General features: G+C 36.1%; 22 protein-coding genes, 2 tRNA genes, 1 other RNA gene and 1 pseudogene. 21 read left to right on the top strand and 5 right to left on the bottom strand.

The window, feature by feature from the left end; genetic code table 11:
- Window positions 1-7: 7 nt before the first annotated feature.
- Entirely contained in the window at window positions 8-2,365 is a 2,358-nt protein-coding gene (locus G6O73_RS07030; RefSeq protein ID WP_057886329.1) for an endonuclease MutS2, read from the top strand.
- 78 nt (window positions 2,366-2,443) lie between these two features.
- A complete protein-coding gene (gene trxA / locus G6O73_RS07025; RefSeq protein WP_057886328.1) occupies window positions 2,444-2,755 on the top strand; it encodes a thioredoxin in 312 nt (103 codons plus the stop codon).
- A gap of 60 nt (window positions 2,756-2,815) precedes the next feature.
- Here trxA and G6O73_RS07020 read toward each other — a convergent pair whose 3' ends face one another.
- A complete protein-coding gene (locus G6O73_RS07020) occupies window positions 2,816-3,319 on the bottom strand; it encodes a YslB family protein (protein WP_057886327.1) in 504 nt (167 codons plus the stop codon).
- Between the two features lie 148 nt (window positions 3,320-3,467).
- Between G6O73_RS07020 and G6O73_RS07015 the strand changes: the two genes are divergently transcribed.
- The 4 genes from G6O73_RS07015 to G6O73_RS07000 all read left to right on the top strand — a co-directional run bounded on the left by G6O73_RS07015 (window position 3,468) and on the right by G6O73_RS07000 (window position 5,353).
- Window positions 3,468-4,073 carry an XTP/dITP diphosphatase gene (locus tag G6O73_RS07015; protein WP_057886326.1) on the top strand — a complete coding sequence of 202 codons (606 nt, stop codon included), beginning with the start codon at window positions 3,468-3,470 and terminating at the stop codon, window positions 4,071-4,073.
- Entirely contained in the window at window positions 4,060-4,605 is a 546-nt protein-coding gene (locus G6O73_RS07010; protein ID WP_057886325.1) for a metallophosphoesterase, read from the top strand. Before G6O73_RS07015 ends, G6O73_RS07010 begins: the two co-directional genes overlap by 14 nt.
- A 249-nt stretch (window positions 4,606-4,854) precedes the next feature.
- A tRNA-Glu gene (locus tag G6O73_RS07005) sits at window positions 4,855-4,927 on the top strand.
- A 141-nt stretch (window positions 4,928-5,068) separates the two neighbouring features.
- Window positions 5,069-5,353, top strand: a complete 285-nt coding sequence (locus tag G6O73_RS07000) for a hypothetical protein (protein WP_057886324.1) — start codon at window positions 5,069-5,071, stop codon at window positions 5,351-5,353.
- Window positions 5,354-5,660: 307 nt separating this feature from the next.
- Here the strand turns inward: G6O73_RS07000 and G6O73_RS06995 are convergent, their stop codons facing one another.
- Window positions 5,661-6,230: a hypothetical protein gene (locus G6O73_RS06995; protein WP_057886323.1), complete on the bottom strand. Its 570-nt coding sequence runs from the start codon at window positions 6,228-6,230 to the stop codon at window positions 5,661-5,663.
- A gap of 63 nt (window positions 6,231-6,293) precedes the next feature.
- A complete protein-coding gene (locus G6O73_RS06990) occupies window positions 6,294-6,842 on the bottom strand; it encodes an Ltp family lipoprotein (RefSeq protein ID WP_057886322.1) in 549 nt (182 codons plus the stop codon).
- Window positions 6,843-7,828: 986 nt separating this feature from the next.
- Here G6O73_RS06990 and G6O73_RS06985 point away from each other — a divergent pair.
- From G6O73_RS06985 to G6O73_RS06970, 4 genes are all read left to right on the top strand, one after another.
- A complete protein-coding gene (locus G6O73_RS06985) occupies window positions 7,829-8,149 on the top strand; it encodes a type II toxin-antitoxin system MqsR family toxin (RefSeq protein WP_057886320.1) in 321 nt (106 codons plus the stop codon).
- A 16-nt stretch (window positions 8,150-8,165) separates the two neighbouring features.
- Window positions 8,166-9,140, top strand: coding sequence for a type II toxin-antitoxin system antitoxin SocA domain-containing protein (locus G6O73_RS06980; protein WP_148126356.1), 975 nt, complete (start codon window positions 8,166-8,168; stop codon window positions 9,138-9,140).
- A 511-nt stretch (window positions 9,141-9,651) separates the two neighbouring features.
- Window positions 9,652-10,035 carry an RNA-dependent RNA polymerase family protein gene (locus G6O73_RS06975; RefSeq protein WP_057886318.1) on the top strand — a complete coding sequence of 128 codons (384 nt, stop codon included), beginning with the start codon at window positions 9,652-9,654 and terminating at the stop codon, window positions 10,033-10,035.
- A 286-nt stretch (window positions 10,036-10,321) separates the two neighbouring features.
- A complete protein-coding gene (locus G6O73_RS06970; protein ID WP_057886317.1) occupies window positions 10,322-10,825 on the top strand; it encodes a hypothetical protein in 504 nt (167 codons plus the stop codon).
- Window positions 10,826-10,991: 166 nt separating this feature from the next.
- Here the strand turns inward: G6O73_RS06970 and G6O73_RS06965 are convergent.
- Window positions 10,992-11,064 (bottom strand) — tRNA-Gln (locus tag G6O73_RS06965).
- A gap of 471 nt (window positions 11,065-11,535) precedes the next feature.
- Here G6O73_RS06965 and G6O73_RS06960 point away from each other — a divergent pair.
- Window positions 11,536-12,813: a dicarboxylate/amino acid:cation symporter gene (locus G6O73_RS06960; protein WP_057886316.1), complete on the top strand. Its 1,278-nt coding sequence runs from the start codon at window positions 11,536-11,538 to the stop codon at window positions 12,811-12,813.
- 66 nt (window positions 12,814-12,879) lie between these two features.
- On the opposite strand, the gene G6O73_RS06955 is transcribed toward G6O73_RS06960, so the two are convergent.
- Entirely contained in the window at window positions 12,880-13,383 is a 504-nt protein-coding gene (locus G6O73_RS06955; RefSeq protein WP_057886315.1) for a DUF1836 domain-containing protein, read from the bottom strand.
- Between the two features lie 172 nt (window positions 13,384-13,555).
- On the opposite strand from G6O73_RS06955, the gene trhA reads away from it, so the two are divergent.
- The 10 genes and pseudogenes from trhA (at window position 13,556) to G6O73_RS06905 (ending at window position 22,170) form a co-directional block, all read left to right on the top strand.
- The gene (trhA, locus tag G6O73_RS06950) at window positions 13,556-14,185 is read left to right on the top strand and encodes a PAQR family membrane homeostasis protein TrhA (RefSeq protein WP_057886314.1); all 630 of its coding nucleotides are present in this window, start codon (window positions 13,556-13,558) and stop codon (window positions 14,183-14,185) included.
- 75 nt (window positions 14,186-14,260) lie between these two features.
- Window positions 14,261-14,968: a ribonuclease H family protein gene (locus G6O73_RS06945; protein ID WP_057886313.1), complete on the top strand. Its 708-nt coding sequence runs from the start codon at window positions 14,261-14,263 to the stop codon at window positions 14,966-14,968.
- Window positions 14,965-15,657, top strand: coding sequence for an NAD(P)H-dependent oxidoreductase (locus G6O73_RS06940; protein WP_057886312.1), 693 nt, complete (start codon window positions 14,965-14,967; stop codon window positions 15,655-15,657). Before G6O73_RS06945 ends, G6O73_RS06940 begins: the two co-directional genes overlap by 4 nt.
- Window positions 15,647-15,823 carry a hypothetical protein gene (locus G6O73_RS06935; RefSeq protein ID WP_169787469.1) on the top strand — a complete coding sequence of 59 codons (177 nt, stop codon included), beginning with the start codon at window positions 15,647-15,649 and terminating at the stop codon, window positions 15,821-15,823. The genes G6O73_RS06940 and G6O73_RS06935 overlap by 11 nt, the downstream gene beginning before the upstream one ends.
- A gap of 27 nt (window positions 15,824-15,850) precedes the next feature.
- On the top strand, window positions 15,851-16,336 hold the full coding sequence (locus tag G6O73_RS06930) for a universal stress protein (RefSeq protein ID WP_415583950.1): 486 nt from the start codon (window positions 15,851-15,853) through the stop codon (window positions 16,334-16,336).
- 83 nt (window positions 16,337-16,419) lie between these two features.
- A pseudogene (locus G6O73_RS06925) lies at window positions 16,420-17,881 on the top strand (NCS2 family permease).
- A gap of 109 nt (window positions 17,882-17,990) precedes the next feature.
- Window positions 17,991-19,376: a L,D-transpeptidase family protein gene (locus G6O73_RS06920; protein WP_157056704.1), complete on the top strand. Its 1,386-nt coding sequence runs from the start codon at window positions 17,991-17,993 to the stop codon at window positions 19,374-19,376.
- A gap of 46 nt (window positions 19,377-19,422) precedes the next feature.
- Window positions 19,423-19,786: a transfer-messenger RNA gene (gene ssrA, locus G6O73_RS06915) on the top strand.
- Window positions 19,787-19,975: 189 nt separating this feature from the next.
- Window positions 19,976-20,701 (top strand): response regulator transcription factor, encoded by a 726-nt coding sequence (locus tag G6O73_RS06910; protein ID WP_057886310.1) that lies wholly within the window; start codon window positions 19,976-19,978, stop codon window positions 20,699-20,701.
- A 2-nt stretch (window positions 20,702-20,703) separates the two neighbouring features.
- Window positions 20,704-22,170, top strand: a complete 1,467-nt coding sequence (locus G6O73_RS06905) for a sensor histidine kinase (RefSeq protein ID WP_057886309.1) — start codon at window positions 20,704-20,706, stop codon at window positions 22,168-22,170.
- Window positions 22,171-22,190: the final 20 nt, after the last annotated feature.

Below are 22,190 nucleotides of genomic sequence, written 5' to 3'. Positions count from 1 at the left end.
AAGATCAGTGAATCAAAAAGTGCTGCAAACATTAGAATATGACAAGATCAAGCAGCAAATAGCTAGATATTTAGTAACACCACGTGGCCAGCAAATACTTGCACAATTAACTCCGTCGGCAGATATGGCTGTCATTCAAACCGGATTGGCGCGAACTAAAGATGCTCTTGATGTTTGGCGTTTGAAAACTGATTTGCCGTTGCCTAAATTGAGTGACATTGGTTCACAATTAAAACGACTGAAAATTGGAGCAGTTTTAAATGGCAAGGAATTAGCAGCTATTACCAAGGTTTTACGGGCAGCAGGCCGCATACAGCGCTTTTTCGAGCAATTAGCCAAAGATGAGATAACTTTACAATCGCTGGATCAATTGGCACAACAGTTAGAAACTTTGCCAGCACTGACGAAAACTCTTTTGCGATCGCTTGAAAGTGATGGGCACTTAACAGATGATGCGTCAACTAAATTAGCGGCAGTACGACGGTCAATTCGTCAAACAGAATTACATTTACGCAGTCAATTAAATTCATTGATTCGTGGTAAAAATGCTAAGTATTTGAGTGAGCCGGTGATTACTATTCGAGATGATCGTTATGTTATCCCGGTTAAACAAGAATATCGCACGCATTTTGGTGGAGTGGTACATGATCAAAGTGCTTCAGGACAAACATTATTTATCGAACCGGCAGTTGCAGTTGAGCTAAATAATCGCTTAAAAGAACATCAAGCTAATGAACGTGAAGAAACTCGCCGAATTTTACGAGAACTTTCAGCAGCTTTGGCACCGTACATCACTGAACTGGCTGAAAATTATCGTATATTGGGAGAATTTGATTTTGCAAGTGCTAAGGCTCGTTATGCGATGCAAATAAAAGCAACAGAGCCGAAAATTTCTGCTGATAATCAACTGTATTTACGGCAAGCTTGGCATCCTTTATTGGATCAACATCAGGCAGTGCGCAATGATTTGTTATTGGGAAAAGATTATCAGACAATTGTTATTACCGGGCCGAATACTGGTGGAAAAACAATTACCTTGAAAACTTTAGGGCTGATTCAGTTAATGGGCCAGTCAGGATTATTTATTCCAGCTTACGAAGGCAGTCGATTAGGTATTTTCAACGAAGTTTTTGCAGATATTGGTGATGAACAGTCAATTGAACAGAGCTTAAGTACCTTTTCGTCTCATATGACGAATATTGTTAATCTTCTTAAAAAAAGTAATCAACATTCTTTGGTTTTATTGGATGAACTCGGGGCAGGAACTGATCCACAAGAAGGAGCAGCCTTGGCAATTGCTATTTTAGATGCCTTGGCAGCTTCTGGAGCAGAAATTGTGGCAACAACTCATTATCCAGAACTAAAGGCTTATGCGTATGAAAGGCCAGGGACAATTAATGCTAGCATGGAATTCAATAGCCAAACATTACAGCCAACTTATCGCTTATTAGTGGGTGTTCCAGGACAAAGTAATGCTTTTGAAATTTCCCAGCGACTTGGTTTGCCAGCGGACATTGTAACAGCGGCTCGAAATTTGACCTCACAACAAGATCAAGATTTGAATCAAATGATTCAGGATTTGGTTCAAAAACGTCAACAAGCTGAGGAAGAAAAAAGACAATTGCAGGAGCATTTAGATGAGGCTACTGTTTTACATCAAGAACTAAGTCAGAATTTTGATAAATTTAATCAACAGCGTGAACAGTTATTACAGCAAGCTAAAACTAAAGCCAATCTTTTAGTTGATGAAGCTACTCAAAAAGCCGCTCAAATTATTGATCAATTGCGTCAACTACGTTTATCTGCGGGTCAGGGAGTTAAAGAAGATCAATTGATATCAGCTAAAACCAAGTTAGATCAATTACATCAACCGGTTGCTCTGCCACAAAATCGTGTTTTGCGAAGAGTTAAACGAGACCAGCAATTACGCTCTGGGGATGATGTTATGGTCAAACCGTATGATCAAGCAGGGGTATTATTAGAGAAGACTGGAAATCACCAATGGGAAGTTCAATTAGGAAGTTTAAAAATGCGTGTTGCTGAAGATAATTTAGAGAAAATTAAGGTAACTCCGCAAGCTAGTAAAATTCGATCTTCCTTTAAATCAACTAGTCAAGCTCATGTCTCCACGACGCTGGATTTGCGTGGTGAACGATATGAAGCAGCACTGACTAGAGTTGATCGTTACTTAGACGCAGCATTATTGGCGGGGTACGGTTCAGTGACGATTGTACATGGAAAAGGAACTGGGGCACTGCGTTCAGGAATTACTAAGTATTTACAGCAAAATCGTCGGGTTAAAAGTTTTAAAGCGGCACCTGCAAACGCAGGGGGTAGTGGAGCAACGATTGTTGAGTTAAAATAAGTTCGGGCAGAATAATTGAGTTTTAACAAATATCTGATATGATTTACTTACAAAGAATAAGCAGGAGGCATGTTAAATATGGTAAAAGAATTAACTGATGCAACTTTTGAAGAAGCTACAAAAACTGGAGTAACTTTAACTGATTTCTGGGCAACTTGGTGTGGACCGTGCAGAATGCAGAGTCCAGTTGTTGAGGAATTGGATGATGAGATGGGTGATCAGGTATCTTTTGCTAAAGTAGATGTTGACCAAAACACTCAGGTGGCAAGTGAATTTGGAATTATGAGTATACCAACCTTGTTAATTAAAAAGGATGGTCAAGTAGTTGATACATTAGTAGGCTATCATCCAAAAGAGCAAATTAAAACAAAATTAGAACAATATCTTTAAATTGCCAAAAAGGTAGTGAGCATCTTATCTATGATGCTCACTACCTTTTTATACAGGAACTTACTCTTTAGAGTTCGACTGAGAATTTAATTGTAGTGGTTCAACTGTAGGCATTAGTGCTGGATCAATTGGATCAGTTAGATCCAGTTGAGCTAAGATATTAATCCAGCCGTGACGTGGATCTTGATTTTGAATAATTGCTTCGGTAAGAAAGCCTGCTTGATTTTGAATAGTTTCAGCTAAAAACCCAGTTTCTAACTGAAATTCAGGATTCTTTTGTTTTAAACGTAAAGCAACAATTGGACCGGATAGTTTAAATAGTTGCTGTTGCCGTTTAGCTTTAATTCGCTCTAGGTTACCCCAATTGCTAGCTGCAAAAAAGAGCGGTAGGTCTTCATCTTTAGCTAGATTGAATTTGCGGGCCAGACGTTTACCGGCCCAATATAAAATGTTTGAGTTGGTTCCTAATAAATCTGGCAGCAGCATATCACGCAAGGTTTCGTAGCCTAATAAAGTAGCTAATCCCTTATTTCCTACCAGTTCTTGATATCTGTTTTCGTCCATGACGACTCTCCTCTATTTGGTCTATAAAGATATTATACCTTGAAGTTGCCATTGACGGTTAAAAGAATCGGTAAAGTTTTTAATTACTTGAAATTTTATTCTTAGATTGCGTATAATTTAATTAAAAGTCATTTCCAAGGAGAAAAAATTGAAAAAAATTTTGATTGCCACTAAAAATCAGGGAAAAGCTCGTGAATTTTGTGCATTCTTTAATCCACGAGGTTTCAAAGTTTTAACGCTGAATGATTTGGAGCAAATTCCGCAGATTATTGAAAATGGAACGACATTTACCGAAAATGCAATGATTAAGGCACAGACACTGACAAAGTTATTAGGAACGGTTACATTAGCTGATGATTCTGGATTAATGGTAACTGCTTTAGCCGGGCGACCAGGTATTTATTCGGCTAGGTATGCGGGTGACCATGATGATGCAGCTAACAATGCTAAACTGCTGCGAGAACTTTCTGGTGTTGCAAAAAATGAACGCCAAGCAGTTTTTCATACCTCATTAGTGGTTACTCGGCCGCAGCAAACGCCTTTAACAGTTGTAGGAGAAGTTACGGGTGAAATTTTAACTAAAGCACGTGGCACTGATGGTTTTGGGTACGATCCTTTGTTTTATTTACCCAAATTAGGAAAAACTTTTGCTGAATTAACATCGGTTGAGAAAAATCAAGTTAGTCATCGAGGAAAAGCAATTCAACAATTAAGTCAAGAATTTGATGGGTGGTGGCAAAATGACAAAGAATGAATTTAAGATGTTAGTAGTTAGTGATAGCCATGGAGATCGAAAAATTTTAGAGAATTTATTAAATCATTATCAGAAGAAAATTGATTTATTTATTCATTGTGGAGACTCGGAGTTGCCAGAAACTGATAAATTGTTTGAAACATATCAAGTTGTTGCAGGAAATTGTGACTATGATTCGGCTTTCAAAAGTGATCAATTAATATTGTATGAAAATGAACGAATTTGGATAACTCATGGACATCATTACCAGGTTAACTTTGGTTTGGAACGTTTGGCGTTAGCTGCGCGCCAACAACGGGTAGATTTTTGCTTTTTTGGACATACTCATCAACTGGGCTTTGAAATGCACAATAACTGTTTATTTTTAAATCCGGGCAGTATTAGTCTTCCACGTGGTAACTATGCCAATTTGGGAGGAACTTATGCAATTGTTACTGTTAACCCCCAAGCAATTGGAATACAGTACTATAAGCGAAATTTTCAACCGGTTACAGAATTAAGAGGGCATTTTAAAAAATTCCGTGAAAAATAAAATGATGCAACTAAATAGTTTAAAAAAAGAACTAGAACGATTATATTTTAAGTTGTTGAGGTGGGTGGTACTAACCGTAATTTTTATTCTTTCAGCCCCAATGATTGAGTGGACTGGATTTCGATTGGTAATTGTTGGTTGTTGTGGATACTGCTTATTCTTATTTAGCCTTTGCTGTTGGTTACAATTGAAAATTTTAAAAAGGTAATTGACATTAATTTGTTTTGTTGTATAATAATAAGAGTATTTTGCCCGTTGGTCAAATTGGTTAAGACGTCGCCCTCTCAAGGCGGAGTTACGGGTTCGATTCCCGTACGGGTGATGATAACTATGAATTGTCCATCGTGCTGATGGGCTTTTTTATTTAAAAAAAATTGCGAGATTGTAATTGAATGTCTATAATATTATTAATGGATATTGATTTTATAAAGATAGTTTGATGAAGATTAAGGAGGGATCTGACATGCTGCGGAAAACAAAGAATTTTTTACAAGCCCACAAAATTGATTATGAAAAAGAGCACGTCAATCCATTAATCGTTCCTGAAAAGGTCTACGTGCTGAAGTTTGGCAAAGGTCAGCTTAATAATCGTTTTATTGTTGAGCATACCTATACTTGGACGGGAAGAATCAAAATCAATAAGATTTCTTTAAGACTTCACGGGCAAAAAAGTCCGCATGAGTTTCGCAATGAGACAGAATTATTGCAATACTTGAAAAGCCATCTGAAATCGTACGCTCAGGCATAGGAAAGACGACGATGAAGAAACACTAAGGTATGTTCTCGGTTATTCAATCGAAGGACATACCTTTTGTTTTAAGTGGGACTTTTTTAATGTTCTACTTTTATCAATACTTGATAAAAGTAAGATGGCTCTATAATAACGGTGTTTACTTTTTTCAAAAAAGGTGTATGAGTCAATACTCAACGGTGAAGCGAAGATTAAGGATCCTTAAAATTAAACAACGTTCGAAATTAAAAACCTGCCCGATTAATTTCGGATAGGCTTATTTTTACCATAATTATGCAAAAAGCAGGTTCATTTGAAGAACCTGTTATTTAATTCCATAAGTCATATAACCATATTGAATTTCACCTGAAGTCTTCATTGTATCAGGTGTTGTTTCTAGGGCTTCTTTTTCAGACATTCCGTGTTGCATTTTATAGGCAGCAGGAGTTTCACCATAAGTATTAAGAAACCCAGTTAATGTATTTGTGTCATATGAGATTGAACTGGAGTTTGACTGAACAGCTGAACTAGAACTTGAAGCAGAACTAGCTTGACTTGTACTTGAACCTTGGGTATTTTTGGCCGAGATAGAAGAAGAGTAGGCTGCATTAGCAGATGAAACTGACTGTGAGTAGGCTAGCGCTGATGATGCAGATTCGGATGAAGCTATACTCGTTGATTGATCTTTAGACTCACTATTCTTTTTAGCTTTACTCTCGGATGATTTTTGTTTAGCTAAAGCAATGCTAGAAGCTTTTTTGATAGAGTTCTTTTTAGATACGCTCTCAGACCTAGCTTTAGATGAAGAATTGCTAGATTTTGAAGAAGTTTGATTGCCACATCCGGCTAGTAATATAGAAAGACTAACTGTACCAATGATATAAGCTTTGTTCATAATTAATTTCCTCCATTTTTTGCATACAATAAAAAGCCCACATCTGGGCTTTAAAAGTAAAATCTATTGATTTAAATGTTGAATTGCGTAGTCTGCTTGTTCTTCGGTAAACTGCTCTCCGGAGCTTGAAACAAGTTGCTCTTTGATGTCTTGTGCGGACATGTTTTGCTGGGTTTGATACTCTTTTGCAGATTTTAAAGCTACTTTATCCCAATTAACTTTTAAATGGTTTACGGCATATTGTGCCTGTGATGCAGTAAATTGATCTCCAGAGCTTGAAATCAGTTGATCGTAAACTCCTTGTTGACTAAGGTTCTGTTGCTTTACGTAGGATTTAGCAGATTTCAAAGCGTTCTTATTCCAATTAGCTTTTAAGTGTTTCATAGCATAATTAGCAGCGCTTGTTTTAAATCCTTCACCAGCAGATGAAGTTAATTGGTCATAAACTGCTTGTTTACTCATATACTGATCATGAGCGTACTCTTTTGCAGAAACTAAAGCGTTTATTTTCTCCATAGAAACTGCTTTAGCAGTATTAGAAGAAGACATGATTGGTACTAAAAATGAAAACAGTGCAACAATAAATAACATGAAAAATTTATTTTTTCTCATGAAAATTCCCCCCAAAATATGTAATCAGCTTTTAGCGTCATCAGTTATTGGACTTTGTCTTAATGTTTTCTTAAGCATCTTAATAATATCACAATGAGTATAAAAATAATCAATTAGTTTTATTTAATAGCAAAAATATCTTTGTTTTTTAAACGCGAGCGTGAAAGTGTGCAAAAATAGAGAATCTGCGACATTTTGCGCACCCTTATAATATGTATAGTATCAATTAAGGTGATGAATGTTGTTTGACTACTGCGGTATGATATTGAATGTTACAACATTGGTTTTAGTTTCTGATTAGCCTAGGTTGAATTAAAACTTTTAACGAGTCCAATTTTGGTTCGTTAGGGCGTGAAACTTTTAACATTCTTGCTATGTCTACAAGATACTTTGAAATCTTCAAACTGGTTCTTGAAAAGGCTAATTTTACAGGTTTATCCCAAAATTTGGAAAAACCTGCAGATGTGTTTACACTTAAAAGTGTAAACACGTTTCTTATTAATCTTGTTTTTATAGGTATGGCGAATCACCACCCCCTGTTATTTCTGCTTAATGTTTTCTAGATTTATAGAAGACTCAAAGAGTAAGTCTAACTTATAACTGTGATTATGCTTGTAGTTGTCCAACTTTGGACAACCGTAACCGAAGTTACACTTGGATTTTTACCAGCAAAACAACCGTACCTCGAAGTGCCTATAACCTTGTACCAAAAAGTATGCTTGAAATATTGCCAGTTGTGGCAATGTTCAAAGAGTAAGTTTAACTATATGAAGAATGAAGCACTTGAAGAGTTTGTAGGAGAATATAAAAACTAAGTTGAGAATATTGAGCTTAGATTCTTAATTAAGAGTAGGTTTTTAATAGGCTTAAAATTGTTTTTCTAATCATATTATAATAATAATTCAAAAAATACTCTAAAGCCTTGCTACAAATTTGTAGCAATGATATATTATCTTTGCAGAGATGTGGTGAAGGGGTGTTATGTAATGAGCTGCGCTAGTCAAAGTACCATCAAAAGATTTCTAATAGACTTTAAGAAATCTTTAGCAAATGGAAATTGGGAAATAGTTCAAAGAAGAGAAGAATATGCAAGGTTAAGCATGACCCCTTCAGCAGCAAAAATTATTTTAATGGAACTAACCCCTGATGATTATGTGAGTGGCCCCGAAAATGATAGAGATAGGGTAGGAGAATTTTTATGGAAATTTCATAAAGATGGTGTTTTAGAAAATGACTTGTATATAAAGTTAAAACTAATCGAAGATCACGCAAAGGTAATTTCATTCCATGAAACAATATATGATTAATGAAGGGGTGATTTCAATGAAAACAGCTATAAAACCAGTAAATGAAGAGTACGAAATTCGAGGAGAAAAAATAAACATAGTGTCAAATGCTAAGTTTAACACTGAAACTGATCAAAAGATTTTTGATGAGGAATTAGACGAACTTGCCATAGGAAAAGCTTTTGATGAATATCGTGATAGACATAATATTATTACACCTACCCGAATAAAAAAATTGCGTAATAAGTTCAATTTAACTCAAAGAGATTTTGCTGCACTTCTTGGATGGAGTGCTACAACGATTGCAACGTATGAAACCGGCGCACTAGCTTCTAATGCAAATAACACCATCTTGGTGGCATTAGAGAAGGATAAAGTTTTAGCTCAATCATTGTATAATTCAAGGAAAAATATGATGACGGAACGAGGAAGAAAATCTTTTGAAAAATGTGTTAATTTAGAGATTGAAGATGGAGCTCAATCATTGATTGAAAAAGGGATTAATGAGTCATTCACTTCAACAAATTATACGGAGTTCTCTGGTTTCAACACATTTGATTTAAAAAAATTTACTAATATGGTTATCTATTTTGTTAAAAAAGTTCCAGAAATTACTAAAACAAAACTAAACAAAATGATGTTCTATACGGATTTTAAATACTTTAAGGAAAACGTAATATCAATTAGCGGAGTACCTTATGCCCGTTTACAATATGGTCCAGTTCCAGATAATTATAATCTTTTATATGGGTCTATCGAGAATTCTAAACTCATTAGAGAAAAGCAAATTAATGCTAATGGACATGAAAGAAGTGTTTATGTTACTGAGGAGGATTTCAATAAAGAACTTTTTAATGAAAAAGAGCTTAATACAATGAGTAAGATAGTAGAAATTTGTGGTAATTATACGGCAAGTGAATTATCTAATAAATCGCACAAGGAAGATGCTTGGAAAAAAAATGACACGGCTCAGAAAATCTCATATATTTTTGCTGAGAATCTTTCAATTTAAAATTAATTTAAACTAACCAACTCAAATCTGAGCTGGTTAGTTTTTATGCTTTAATAAAATTAAATCAATCTCTCTGCTTAAAGGATTCGCCCGATCGCAGGACTTTTTGTATATTAAAAGCCTATCTCGTTTGAGGTAGGCTTATTTTCGGGGTGCGCCCGGCAGGCGGTGTAAGTCCGCTGTGGGCCGTAGTAGTCGGAACCACGAGTTGAGGGCAAGGGCGTCCGCCGTGAGACGGAGTCTGAAGTTGCCTCACAAACTGAAGTCCTACACTACTCGAAGTCGAAGTCAGTAAAGCCAACGGTTGCATGGTATGAAAGCTAGCATTCTTACCCGGGGAGGCCTGTCGGATAAGCTCACAACAAGGACGCCGATATGGGTGTACAGGAGTAAACTAGTCAGTGATGGCTAGCTGAATCCGGCAGGAGTCAGCCGAGGTCATAGTAATCTGCCGTATAGCAGATGAAGGACTGAACAATAATAATTCTCACCGATACTGGAGGTGTTGGTAGTGCGAAGATTGCAGAAAACAGAACAAGCTGACCGCCAAGGGATGGATAGTCTGGAAGACAAAGAGTATCTTGGGGCGCATAGTACTACTAACGGTGAAAGTACGGCGCAGGATGGCATTCAATTTGTAGACCGGGTCCCTGCAAGTAGTAATCTGAACCTAGCGTTTAAGCGTGTTCGGAGGAATAAGGGCGCAGCTGGAATTGACGGCATGACCGTTGACCAACTGGCCGAATATATTTACAAGAACTGGGAAGAACTTCTAGAGAGTTTACGTAATGGAACATATCGGCCACAACCAGTCAGACGGGTAGAGATACCAAAACCCGATGGCTCAACCAGAAAACTGGGAGTGCCTACAGTTGTTGATCGTATGATTCAATAAGCTGTGGTACAGGTGCTTTCGCCGATATACGAACAAGTATTTTCCGACAATAGCTATGGAATCGGAAAAGCCGTTTGAGAAAATAGAACCTAAATGTGTATCTAAAACGGAAACAATATCAATGAGCTATATTGAGTGTAATTTTAAAAAGGAAGATAGGCTTTGTCTTGTATATATGGATCCAATTGGGAATACTTATGGAAAAGAAATTTATCAAACTATAGATTGAACAACGAAAATTCAATATTGCATATAAAAAATTAATAGAATAGAGAGGTAAGTTCTTGTGTCATTATCTAATATTATTGAGGTTATCGGAGTAATTATACCATCAGTTATTTCATCTTTTGCTATATGGCAAAACTATAAAACAATAAAGAATGCTAATCGTCCTTATATTTCGGTTTATTTAGACTACACAACTTTACCATACAAAAATAAATATTTGGCTATTAAGAATTTTGGTAAAACACCTGCTAAAATATTGTCATTATCCTTTGAAACTCATTTAGATAAGGGGAATGATCAGTTTAAGCTTGGGTTCATCATCGGTGGGACTATTTGCCCAGGACAAAAAGTAGAAACATTTCTTAAACATGATTTTAATGGATTAATTAATGGGACGATTAAATATCAAGGGATGGACAATGAAAAATATGTGGAAAGCTTTTCAGTTAAAACGGATATGATTTCTAAACTAGTAGTAAATGAACAAACTATTACATCAGATTCAGATATATCTACGGCAATAAAGACATCAGCTGAAGGAATTATTAATAGCTTGAAGTGAATCAGTAACATTTGTATGATTGGGGAACTTAATTTTATTTTACTGGGTCTCAATACTGGGTCTCAATCCTATTGAGCCCTAAAACGGAATTAAATGGAATGAAGATAAAAAAAGACTGTTGTAACAACGTTTTTAACGTCCTACAACAGCATTTATGAACCTATAATTGGGCATACTGGGCTCGAACCAGTACATTGCGGATTCAGAGTCCGCTGCCTTACCAATTTGGCGAATGCCCAATGTTTGAATTACTTTAATCAAACAACCGACTATTAAATAATACTAAAAACAGCTACACTTGTCAATAAAAAAATTGATTTTAGCCTGAAAATTATTTTTTCAAAACTTCGCTTAAACTATTTAAAATACAGCTAGAAAAAATTTATTGTGAGTGGAAGAAGAACTATATTTTTAGGACTAAGTATGTAGGTTACTAAATAGCTGAGGACAATCAGATGTGAAGTTATTGACTATAATCAGAGTAATATTTTAATGCTTTGAAAAAGCCGTTTAAAACCTCTCTCATTATTATTTATCTTAATAAAATTTTAATTTATGAGGCTCAAACTATTGAAAACACAAAAATTAGTTAATAAAACTTGTTAATTTGTTTACAAAAGCCGTATTTTTGTTATTATTATTAACAAAAGAGTAAATATTTAGTAGTTGAAAGTTAATTTCAAATTAAATTAGAGTTGGAGCGTTAGGGCATGAAGAAATATCGGGTATGGCGGCTAAATTTAGGTTGGCAGATTTTAATCGGATTAATTAGTGGAATTATTATTGGGGCAATTTTTTACAATAATCAAGCAGCAACAACAGTGATGCAAAATATCGGGACAATGTTTATCGATCTGATTCAGATGATTGTCTTGCCAATTGTCATTTCCTGCTTAACGGTAGGAATCGCTAATATGGGTGATATCAAAAAGCTCGGCAGAGTTGGGTTAAAAACCTTAATTTATTTTGAAGTAATGACAACAATTGCGATTATTTTGGGATTGATTGTTGGAAACATTTTTCATCCGGGAACTTTTATTGATATCCATCAACTACATAGCCAAGATATCAGTCAATATGTTCAGACGGCTCATAAAGCTGAACATGCAGGAATTTGGTCAACATTAATGGGAATTATTCCGACCAATGTTTTTAGTTCGTTAAGCAATGGTAATATGTTGCCAATAATTTTTTTCAGTGTCTTTTTTGGATTAGGGACAGCAGCCATTGGTGAGCAGGGAAGAATCATTGTTGATTTTTTGCAAGCTGTTTCGCAGGTAATGTTTAAAGTTACCGATTGGGTTATGCGGACAGCGCCAATTGGAGTTTGTGCTTTAATTGGTTCAACTGTTGCTCAAATGGGGCTTAAGGCACTTGCGCCACTGGGTTATTTTATTGTTTTAGCCTATGCAACAATGGCAATTTTTATTTTAGCTGTTATGGGTGGAGCTGCGAGAATTTTTAAATTAAATAACTGGGAAATTTTGAAGACAATTAAAGAAGAAATGGTGTTGGCTTTTTCAACTGCAAGTTCAGAGGCAGTATTACCTCGGATTATTGATAAAATGAGCAAATTTGGTGTTAGTGAGGGAATTGTTTCTTTTGTTGTTCCGACGGGTTATACTTTCAATTTAGATGGTTCAGCTATTTATCAGTCGCTAGCAGCACTTTTTCTTGCACAAGCTTATGGAATTCATCTTTCGTTGACTAAACAAATTACATTAGTAATTGTTTTGATGATTACTTCAAAAGGTATTGCAGGGGTTCCGGGAGCATCGTTCGTCGTTTTGTTAGCAACTATATCGACAATTGGTGTTCCATTGCAAGGGCTGACCTTTATTGCAGGAATTGATCGATTAGTTGACATGGGTCGAACGGTAGTTAATGTCGCTGGCAATTCGCTTGCAGCAGTTATTATTGGAAAATCTGAAAAAGAATTTGATTTTGAAAAGAATAAGAAGTATTTAAATAATTTACATCAATCGTGATTTGAATCGATAAAGAACCCCCAAAGTTGGATCATTAACTTTGGGGGTTTATTTTATTTGGAAACTTTAATTTTGGAGACTGACCATTTTTTCACCGATAATTTTATAAATAACAGCGTGAACAGCGAATTTTTCAGTTAAAAGAATTAGATCATCTTGGTAATCAAATTTAAAAGAGAATGAATTATCACCAATCTCAGCTAAGGTTTTATTGAAAAGCTGCGCAAAATAGTTATAGGATTCGTCGGTTTGTGTATTCTTTGCTACGGACTGGAGCCCCTTTTTAATTGTCTCTAGTGAATAAATTGCTTTAAGCAGACTGATAACCACTAATTCAGCAACATTGGCAGTATCATATTTCTTTTTGTTTGGTCGGTGCATCAAGCCCTTTTTTACATAGCTGTTAACCATTGAGGCAGTAATTTCTGTTCCTTGTAAATTTTTCAAATAACGATTGCCAAGACTAACAAGCTGATCCATATAAAGTTCGAAATCTGGGAATTCATGCCATAGTGGCAAGCGATTTTTACTAAGTTGGCGTAATTGTGATTCGAGATTCGTATTTTCCAAATGCAAGACCTCACCTTGATAAAATAAAAGAGCTTCTATATGGAAGTATAGCATAAAAGCGAATTTTAAAAATAAATAAACTTGTTATGAAATTGATAAATGCATCATCTAGACTTGAAAACTATGTTATAGTGTATTTAATAATAAATATGAAAAGAGGTAGTTATAATTGATGAATAAACGGCAGCAGATTTTAAACGAGATTTGGAGCAGCATTACTCATGGTTTAGGAACTATGTTGAGTGTTGCCGCGCTCGTGTTACTGATTATTAAAGGAATTCGTTCACACGACGAGGTTGAATTAATCTCAATGATTATTTATGGCATTTCATTGGTAACACTTTATTTGGCCTCAACCCTTTTTCATTCACTCTATTTTACAAAAGCGCGCCGGATTCTGCAGTTGATTGATCATACTAATATCTTTATTTTGATTGCTGGGACATATACACCGTTTTGCTTATTGGGGATGGGTCAAAACTTTGGGTTTAAACTTTTGCTGGCAATTTGGAGTTTGTGTTTGCTGGGGATTATTTTGCACCAGTTCTTGCCTTCACGTCTGCAATGGATTGAAACGACTATCTATGTCATTTTAGGCTGGCTTTGTCTACTAGGCTTTAAACAATTATGGAATTCTTTAGGAATGAATGGCTTTTTGCTTTTACTGGGAGGGGGACTATGTTTTACTTTTGGAGCAGTGATTTACAGTTTTCGTAATTTGAAATATTCTCATGTTTACTGGCATTTGATTGTTTTAGCTGGAACAATTCTTATGTTTTTTTCGGTTTACTTTTATCTTTAATTTGCTGAAAGCAATTAAATTGGTTAGAATTGAGATACATTAAAATTTGAATTTTTATAAAAGGGGGAGCTTACAATCGCTTATCAGTATTATGTTGTTGCTCACGGTAGAAAAACGGGAATCTATCATAGTTGGAACGATTGTCTTCAACAAGTTAAAGGCTATCCCAAAGCTCGTTATAAAGGGTTTAATGATATCGCTGCTGCTCAAGATTGGTTAAATAATCCAGTTAATTCATTTAAACCAGCAACTAAGAAAACGGCTGTACAGCCAATTTATTCAGCTACTAGTCAGTCAATTTGGATCTGGACGGATGGTGGATCTCGAAATCATGGTAATCGACTTGGTCAACATGTTAAAAAAAATGATCCAGCAGCTTGGGCTTTCTTGATTAAATATGCTGGCAAACAACATGCAGCATCGGCTGGGGAGTTTGGAGCAACTAATAATCGAATGGAAATCATGGCTTTTTTGCAGGCTTTGCAATATTTAGTGCAGCGGAATTTAAATCAGCAGCAAATTCAAGCGGTGCTTGATTCACGGTACGTTTTAAATGCAATCCAGTTGGGGTGGTTAAAAAATTGGCAAAAACGTAATTGGAAAACGGCTAATAATCAACCGGTAGCCAATCAAGAATTATGGCAGCAAGTTGCGGAGATTTTACCCAAATTTTCTAAATTTAATTTGCAATGGACTAAAGGACACGCGACTGATCAAGGAAATGTTTTTGTGGATAACTTGTTAAACCAGACGATGGATAAAATGGAGGCAGCAAACCTTTGAAAACATTGATTATCGTTGGGCATCCAACACCAGACTCTTCGGCAACGCAGCAGTTTTTAAAAGCAGCTGTTCAAGATTTATCAGGGGTAAAATGGCATGAGTTGGCAAGTGTTAAGGGAAATTTTGTTGCGAATGAAGAACGACAGCTTTTGCAAAAATCTTCCAGAGTGGTTTTGCAATTTCCTTTATATTGGTATAATGTGCCTGATCTTTTAAAAAGGTGGCAGGATCAAGTTTTTACGGATATTAATCAGGTTAGTTTAGCTGGTAAAGAGTTGGGAATTGTAGTAAATGTTGGTAAAGCAGTGCAAGAATTTCGCTTAGGTGGGACAGTTGGGTTCTCGCTATCAGGTTTGCTGAGCCCATTAGCTGCGTGGGCAAAACACTTTCAAATGAAGCTGCTGCCATTGTTTGTAATTGACCGCTTTGAATATCAAAATTTAAAACAGCAGCAGCAATTATTGATTGCTTATCAGCAATTTTTAGAATTGCCTCAACCAGTGACCTTTGCTGCACAAGAAGCTTGGTTCTTGGATAAATTAAAAGCAAAAGTTGATTTGGCTAGTGGAAGACAGCGCCAGCAGTTAGAATTGATAATGCAACAACTGCAGGAGAAAACGACGAAATTAGCAGATTTACAAGCGGTTCTACGTCCGATTAGAAAGGATGATCAAATTCATGGAAACTGAAAAATGGTTGTTTGATCAACTAACAGCTTTACAAAAAAGTTCTGTGAGATATCAAGATCGGGCCTTTTATATTGCTTTAGCGGACTTGGCTGATCAACAGCAGCAACGCTTAGAGCAAGCAGAAGGCGAAATTGACGGTAGGTTATGGCAACCGGCTAATTGGTAAGTTAATATAGATAGGAGTGAAATGATTTTGCAGAAAAAAAAGCTTGATTTAGATTTTAAAACGAATTTCAAACCTTTTGATCGTATTTTAGTGGCAGTTGATGAAGATGATTCAAAATCTTCCTTAGCTGCTTTTCAATATGCTTTAGCTTTAGCTAAGCCAAATTTAGCTGCTTTAGGAATTGTTTCGGTTTTAGAGCTAGAGGATTTAAATGTTTTTGAAACGTTTAGTCCGGAAAAAAGAAATCAATTGCGTGAAAACTTAACCGTTGATTTAGAACGATATGTTAAAAAAGCCCAGGAAAATGGAATTTATGACGTACGCTCTTTTGTTCAAGAAGGCAAACCAGCGGCGACCATTATCAGCGAAATTATTCCAGAATTTAAGCCAGATGTTCTATTGTGCGGTTCAAAGACAAAGCCGGTCAGCAATGCTAAAAAAATTTTTATTGGTTCGCAGGCCAGTTATTTAGCCCAAAATGCTCCTTGTTCAGTGATGGTAATTCGGTCTTAATTAGAATTATCTTATTAAGTTTGTTGAACATTTTGATTGCGCTATAATGAATTTATTCTTTTTTTAAGGAGAGTTTCGCAATTATGAAAAAGTTTTTCAAGCTTGAGGAGAATAATACGAATATTAGTACTGAAGTTTTGGCTGGCTTAACAACTTTCTTTGCTATGGCCTACATTCTTTTTGTTGCTCCAAGTATTTTAGGAACAACAGGGATGCCAACCCAAGCCATTTTTTTGGCGACAATTATTGCTTCCGCGGTCAGTACACTGATTATGGCACTTTTTGCTAATGTGCCTTATGTTCAGGCACCTGGTCTTGGTTTAGCAACTTTTTTTTCTTACACAGTTGTTTTGCAGTTGGGGTTCAGTTGGCAACAAGCCTTGGCCTTGGTTTTTTTATGCGGTTTAATCAATGTGACAATTACAGTTACCAAAATTCGACGATTAATTATTCGTTCGATTCCAGAGGTTTTACAACATGCAATTGGTGGTGGAATTGGAATTTTTGTGGCCTACATTGGAATCAAAAATGCTGGCTTTTTAAAATTTATTACAGATCAATCTGGAATAAGTTCAATTAATGGGGTAACCTACCAAAAGTCAATGACTCATTTTAAAAATGGGATAAGTTCAATCGTTTCAAATGGTAGTGTGACACCTTCTTTGATCAATTTTAATCAGATAGCTCCAATTTTAGCTTTAGCTGGGCTTGCAATTACGACCTATTTAGTAATTCGTGGATTTAAAGGAGCTATTTTATTAGGAATTATTATTACAACAATTCTTGGCATTCCACTAGGAGTGACCAAACTCGATGCAGCTACGGGTAATTCACTAGCCACGGCTTTTAGCCAACTAGGAGCAACTTTTGGAGCTGCTTTTGGTAGTAAAGGGATGGGTTTCACTATTTAATGATCCAAGTCGCTTCTTATTAGCTATTATGACCATTTTTGCTTTTAGTTTAACGGATATTTTTGATACTATTGGGACTTTTATTGGAACTGGGAAAAGAACTGGTATTTTTTCTAAGCAGGATGAGCAGGAATTCTTTAACGGCCATGGCTTTAAGTCAAAAATGGATCGTTCACTTTTTTCTGATGCAATTGGTTCAGTAATTGCGGCGATTTGTGGGACTTCAAATGTTACGACCTTTGTTGAAAGTGCTTCGGGGATCGGAGTCGGTGGCCGCACTGGCTTAACTAGTCTTGTTGCGGCAGTGATGTTTTTGCTGAGTAGCTTTTTAGCCCCCATAATTGCTGTAATTCCTGACGCAGCAACAGCGCCAGCATTAATTATTGTTGGTATTATGATGATGGGTGCTTTTAAAAACATTAATTGGAGTGACTTAGAAGAAGCAATTCCAGCCTTTTTTGCATCGGTCTTTATGGCTCTTTGTTATTCAATTTCTTATGGAATTGCGGCTGGCTTTATTTTCTTTATTGTTGTTAAAGTTGCCAGAAAGAAATTTACTGAGATTCATCCAATGTTGGTAGTCTGTACCTGTTTATTTATTTTAAATTTTGTAGTCTTAGCAATTATTGAGTAAAGAAATTCATAAAAAAGTAATATTTGTTAGCAAATTGAAACATTACAGTTAAACTTTTTTATAAAGTGTGTTATCCTGAAACTAATTCGTTTCAGGACTTTTTAATGAGGTGAGATTTATTAAACGGAAAATTATTGTTAGTGTGGTAGCAGTTGCTGTAGCAGCTTTTTTGGGTGGTTACAGTTATTTTCGGCTAACACATTTTAATCAACAAGTATCAATTAATGGTTTGAATGTTGGTGGCTTGACAGCAAAACAAGCATTGAGTAAATTGAAAAACTATCAAGTTACGCAGACTATCTACTTAAAGGGTGAAGTTCTTGAACATCATCAGCGCTCTAGCTCAGGTTTTTCTAACCAAGATTTGGCCAAAATCAAATCTTTAGTAAAAAAACAATGGACTTTTCTGCCATCTGCAAAGAAAAAACAGTTTTTGGTTGAACCCAAGACAACTGGTGACCAACAAACCAAATCAGTTCAGGCTGAATTAAAAAGCAAATTGCAACAACTTAATCGTAAGCGGACGGCTCCAGTCGATGCTCAAGCAGTTTTTAGTTATGGTAAAGTCACGATTACGGCACCTAAGGCTGGCAATCAATATAATATCGATCGATTGTTAAAACAATATGAAAAGCAGCAATATTTACCGAAAGTTAAGTTAACTGTTAAATATTTGCAACCCTTAAAAGCTTCGAGTTCAAAGGTGCAAACTGAAAAGCAAAAATTGTTGGCATTAAAAGATCGAACCGTTAGCTATCAGGTTCAAGAAACTAAATATAATCTTGCTACCAAGGATTTGTTAAAAAAAGCTACTTACCAAGACGGTAAGTATTATTTTCAGGAAACTGATTTGGCAAATAAAATCAGCGAGATAAATCAAAAACAAGCAACTTTAGGCAAACAAATTAATTTCAAGACTAATAGCGGCAACACTGTTCAGGTTTCAGGTGGTACCTATGGTTGGGCGTTAGATACTAGCAGTGCGACCAAACATCTTGAAAATGCTTGGTTGGAGAACAAAAGCACCTTGGAGGCTAAGCCTGATATTTATGGTAAGGGTTATTTAACTTACGGATTGGGTTATAACAATTTAACTAACGATGGAATCGGTAGTACGTATGCCGAAGTTTCAATTTCAGCGCAGCGAGTTTGGCTTTACAAAAATGGACAGCAGGTTGCTACCAGCAACATTGTCACTGGCAAGCACAGTACTGGTGAGGATACACCAAAGGGAGTTTGGTATATCATGTATAAGCAATCTCCTTCTGTTTTAAGCGGAAGTGAAGCTGGTAACTCTAATTATTCTGTAAAGGTCAAGTATTGGGCTCAATTCACTAATAGTGGTTGTGGTTTTCATGATGCCAGTTGGCGGACAAATTGGTCAAGCACAGCTTATTTGAATGATGGCTCTGGCGGCTGCGCTAACACACCCAGTGATAAAATGGAAAATATTTATAATAATTTATCACAAGGTGAACCGGTAATTGTCTATTAGCCTTTTGATTTACAATCTTTAACAATTCATGGTAAAATACAGCTATGGGGATGTTTTGGATTCGACAGGTATAGGTTGAGTTCGAATTGCGTCTCGTAGTTGCGTGACGAAAAGACGCTCAGTTAAATATAACTGCAAAAAATAATAACAATTCTTACGCTTTAGCTGCCTAAGCGCAGTAGCGTAGATCCGTCTAGTATTGTCCATGTATTAGAGCCGGGTCTTAAATTAATGGACTTGCGTCAGTTATTGCCACCTGAGGTAACTGAAAGAGGATAGTAGGTTAGCTGCTGATGCTAGCCTGGTTGTGCGGCGTAGTCAGTAGTGAATTTTAAATGGCATGACTATGGACGTAGAGATTCGAATGGCAATATGCTTGGACGCGGGTTCGAGCCCCGCCATCTCCATTACTGAATTAAGAGTTCTGTGAAATCACTGATTTTACAGAACTCTTTTTTACAAGTTAAAAGTAAATGCGGTACAATAATCTCAATATGATTAAAGCTATTTTACAGAAATTTCAAAAAAAAGTCTGATTTTGGGGTTATGATGAAATAAATTAGGGATTCAAACGTAGAAAGTTCGAGGGATGTGGAAAGATGAAGTTATTAATGGTTGAAGATAATAAATCAGTTGCCGAAATGATGTCGATGTTTTTCCAAAAGGAAAAATGGGATGTTGTTTATGCATACGATGGGATTGAAGCAATGGAAAAATTCAAAGAAGATCCTGCAAGTTGGGATATGATTACTCTTGATTTGAATTTACCAGGTAAGGACGGGATGGAAGTGAATGCCGAAATTAGGGCAATTTCATCAACAGTTCCAATTATCATATTAACAGCCCGAGATTCAGAAAGTGACCAGGTTCTAGGATTAGAAATGGGTGCAGATGACTATGTAGTTAAACCATTTAGTCCAATTACTTTAATTGCTAGAATTAAAGCATTGCATCGTCGAGCAGCTCTTGGGACACCAACTGAAACACTAACTGTTGATGATGAAGATCAACAATTTGATGTAGTAACCGAACATTTTAAAATGAACACCAAAACACGTGAGGCCTATTTGCAAGCTAAAATGATTCCTGATTTGACACCCAAGGAATTTGATTTGTTAAAGACATTAGCTCAAAAACCACGTCAAGTTTTTTCGCGTGATCAATTGTTGCAATTAGTATGGCATTATGAATTTTATGGTGACGAACGGACAGTGGATGCACATATTAAAAAGTTGCGACAAAAAATTGAAAAAGTGGGTCCACAAGTAATTCAGACTGTCTGGGGAGTTGGCTATAAGTTTGATGATTCTGAAATAGGAGCCTAGTTATGAAGTTAGTTTATCAGCAGATGCTGGCTTTTTTTTCAATTATTCTGTTATTACTGATTTTAATTGGAACTTTTTCCTTTCATCTTACTAAGGAATTGGTTTATCAAAATACGTGGAATCAACTCGAAGGCTATGCTTATAGTTTGAAAACAGAAGCAATGAGTATTGAACAGATGGCTAATGGCAAAACTGTTTTTGCCTTAGACACGCAGAAATTGCAGAATTATGAAATGTTATTACAAAACCAAGCAGTCCATTTTACAATTTATACCAGCCGTAAGCAGGTCCTTTATCCTGAAACTTTGGGTTTTCAATCATCTATTTCCAAAAAGGAATGGGCTAAATTAAAAAAAGGTGATATTTTACGTCGTAAAAATGATCTTAGCTGGTTGCGTAAATCAGGAAACTTGAAAAATAATGGTCGTCAGCAACAGAAAATGACGGATATTATGGCACCGTGTTTTGATAGTAAAGGAAATTTGGTAGCGGTAATCTCAGTTGGTGCCAAAGTTTCTAGTTTACAAGTCAGCTTTTCCAGAATTCAGCGAAGTTTGGTTATTATGTTGCTAATTGCTGCCGTAGTTGGAGCAATTTTTAGTTACTTTTTGGCTCATTATATAACTAAGCGAATTAGCCACTTGCAAAAAGCGACCCGACAAGTCGCTGCAGGTAACTTTGATGTTCAATTAACCAACAATCATCGTGATGAAATTGACGACTTAGCCAACGACTTCAATCAGATGGCTGCTTCATTAAGTAAATCAGAAGCTGAAATCAAGCGGCAAGAAGATCGCAGAAGACAATTTATGGCGGATGCTGCGCATGAGATGCGGACACCTTTAACTACAATTAATGGTTTACTGGAAGGACTCGCATATAATGCTATTCCTGAGGATAGTAAAGATAAAAGTATCGAATTAATGCGCAATGAAACTAAGCGTTTGATTCGCTTAGTGAATGAGAATCTTGATTATGAAAAAATTCGCAGTGGTCAAATCATTTTGAATCGTCGCAATTTCGAAGCAATGCATGTTTTAAAAAATATTAAAACACAATTGAACAAGAAAGCCGCTGCTGCTGGTGACCAACTCGAAATTGAAGGCCCTCAAGAACTTGAAGTTTATGCAGATTATGATCGTTTTGTGCAGGTTATTTTCAATATTACCCAAAATGCAATTCAGTTTACCAAAAATGGCAGCATTCGTATCTCAGTTGAACGTGGATTTCAAAGTAGCATTTTCCGAATCAGTGATACAGGTATTGGTATGTCTGAAGAACAATTAAAAAACATCTGGGAAAGATATTATAAAGCTGATGTTTCTCGGAAAAATACTAAATATGGTGAGTCTGGCTTGGGATTGGCAATAGTTCAGCAACTAATGGAATTGCATCATGGCAAGGTCGAAGTAATTAGTCACCCTGATCAAGGATCAACCTTTACTTTAATCTTTCCAGATAAGAAATAAAAACGATCTATGTTTTCATT

Source organism: Liquorilactobacillus nagelii DSM 13675, from assembly GCF_019444005.1.
Lineage (GTDB): Bacteria > Bacillota > Bacilli > Lactobacillales > Lactobacillaceae > Liquorilactobacillus > Liquorilactobacillus nagelii.
The sequence above is the reverse complement of the archived record's forward strand: the minus strand, read 5'-3'. Positions and strand labels throughout refer to the sequence as shown.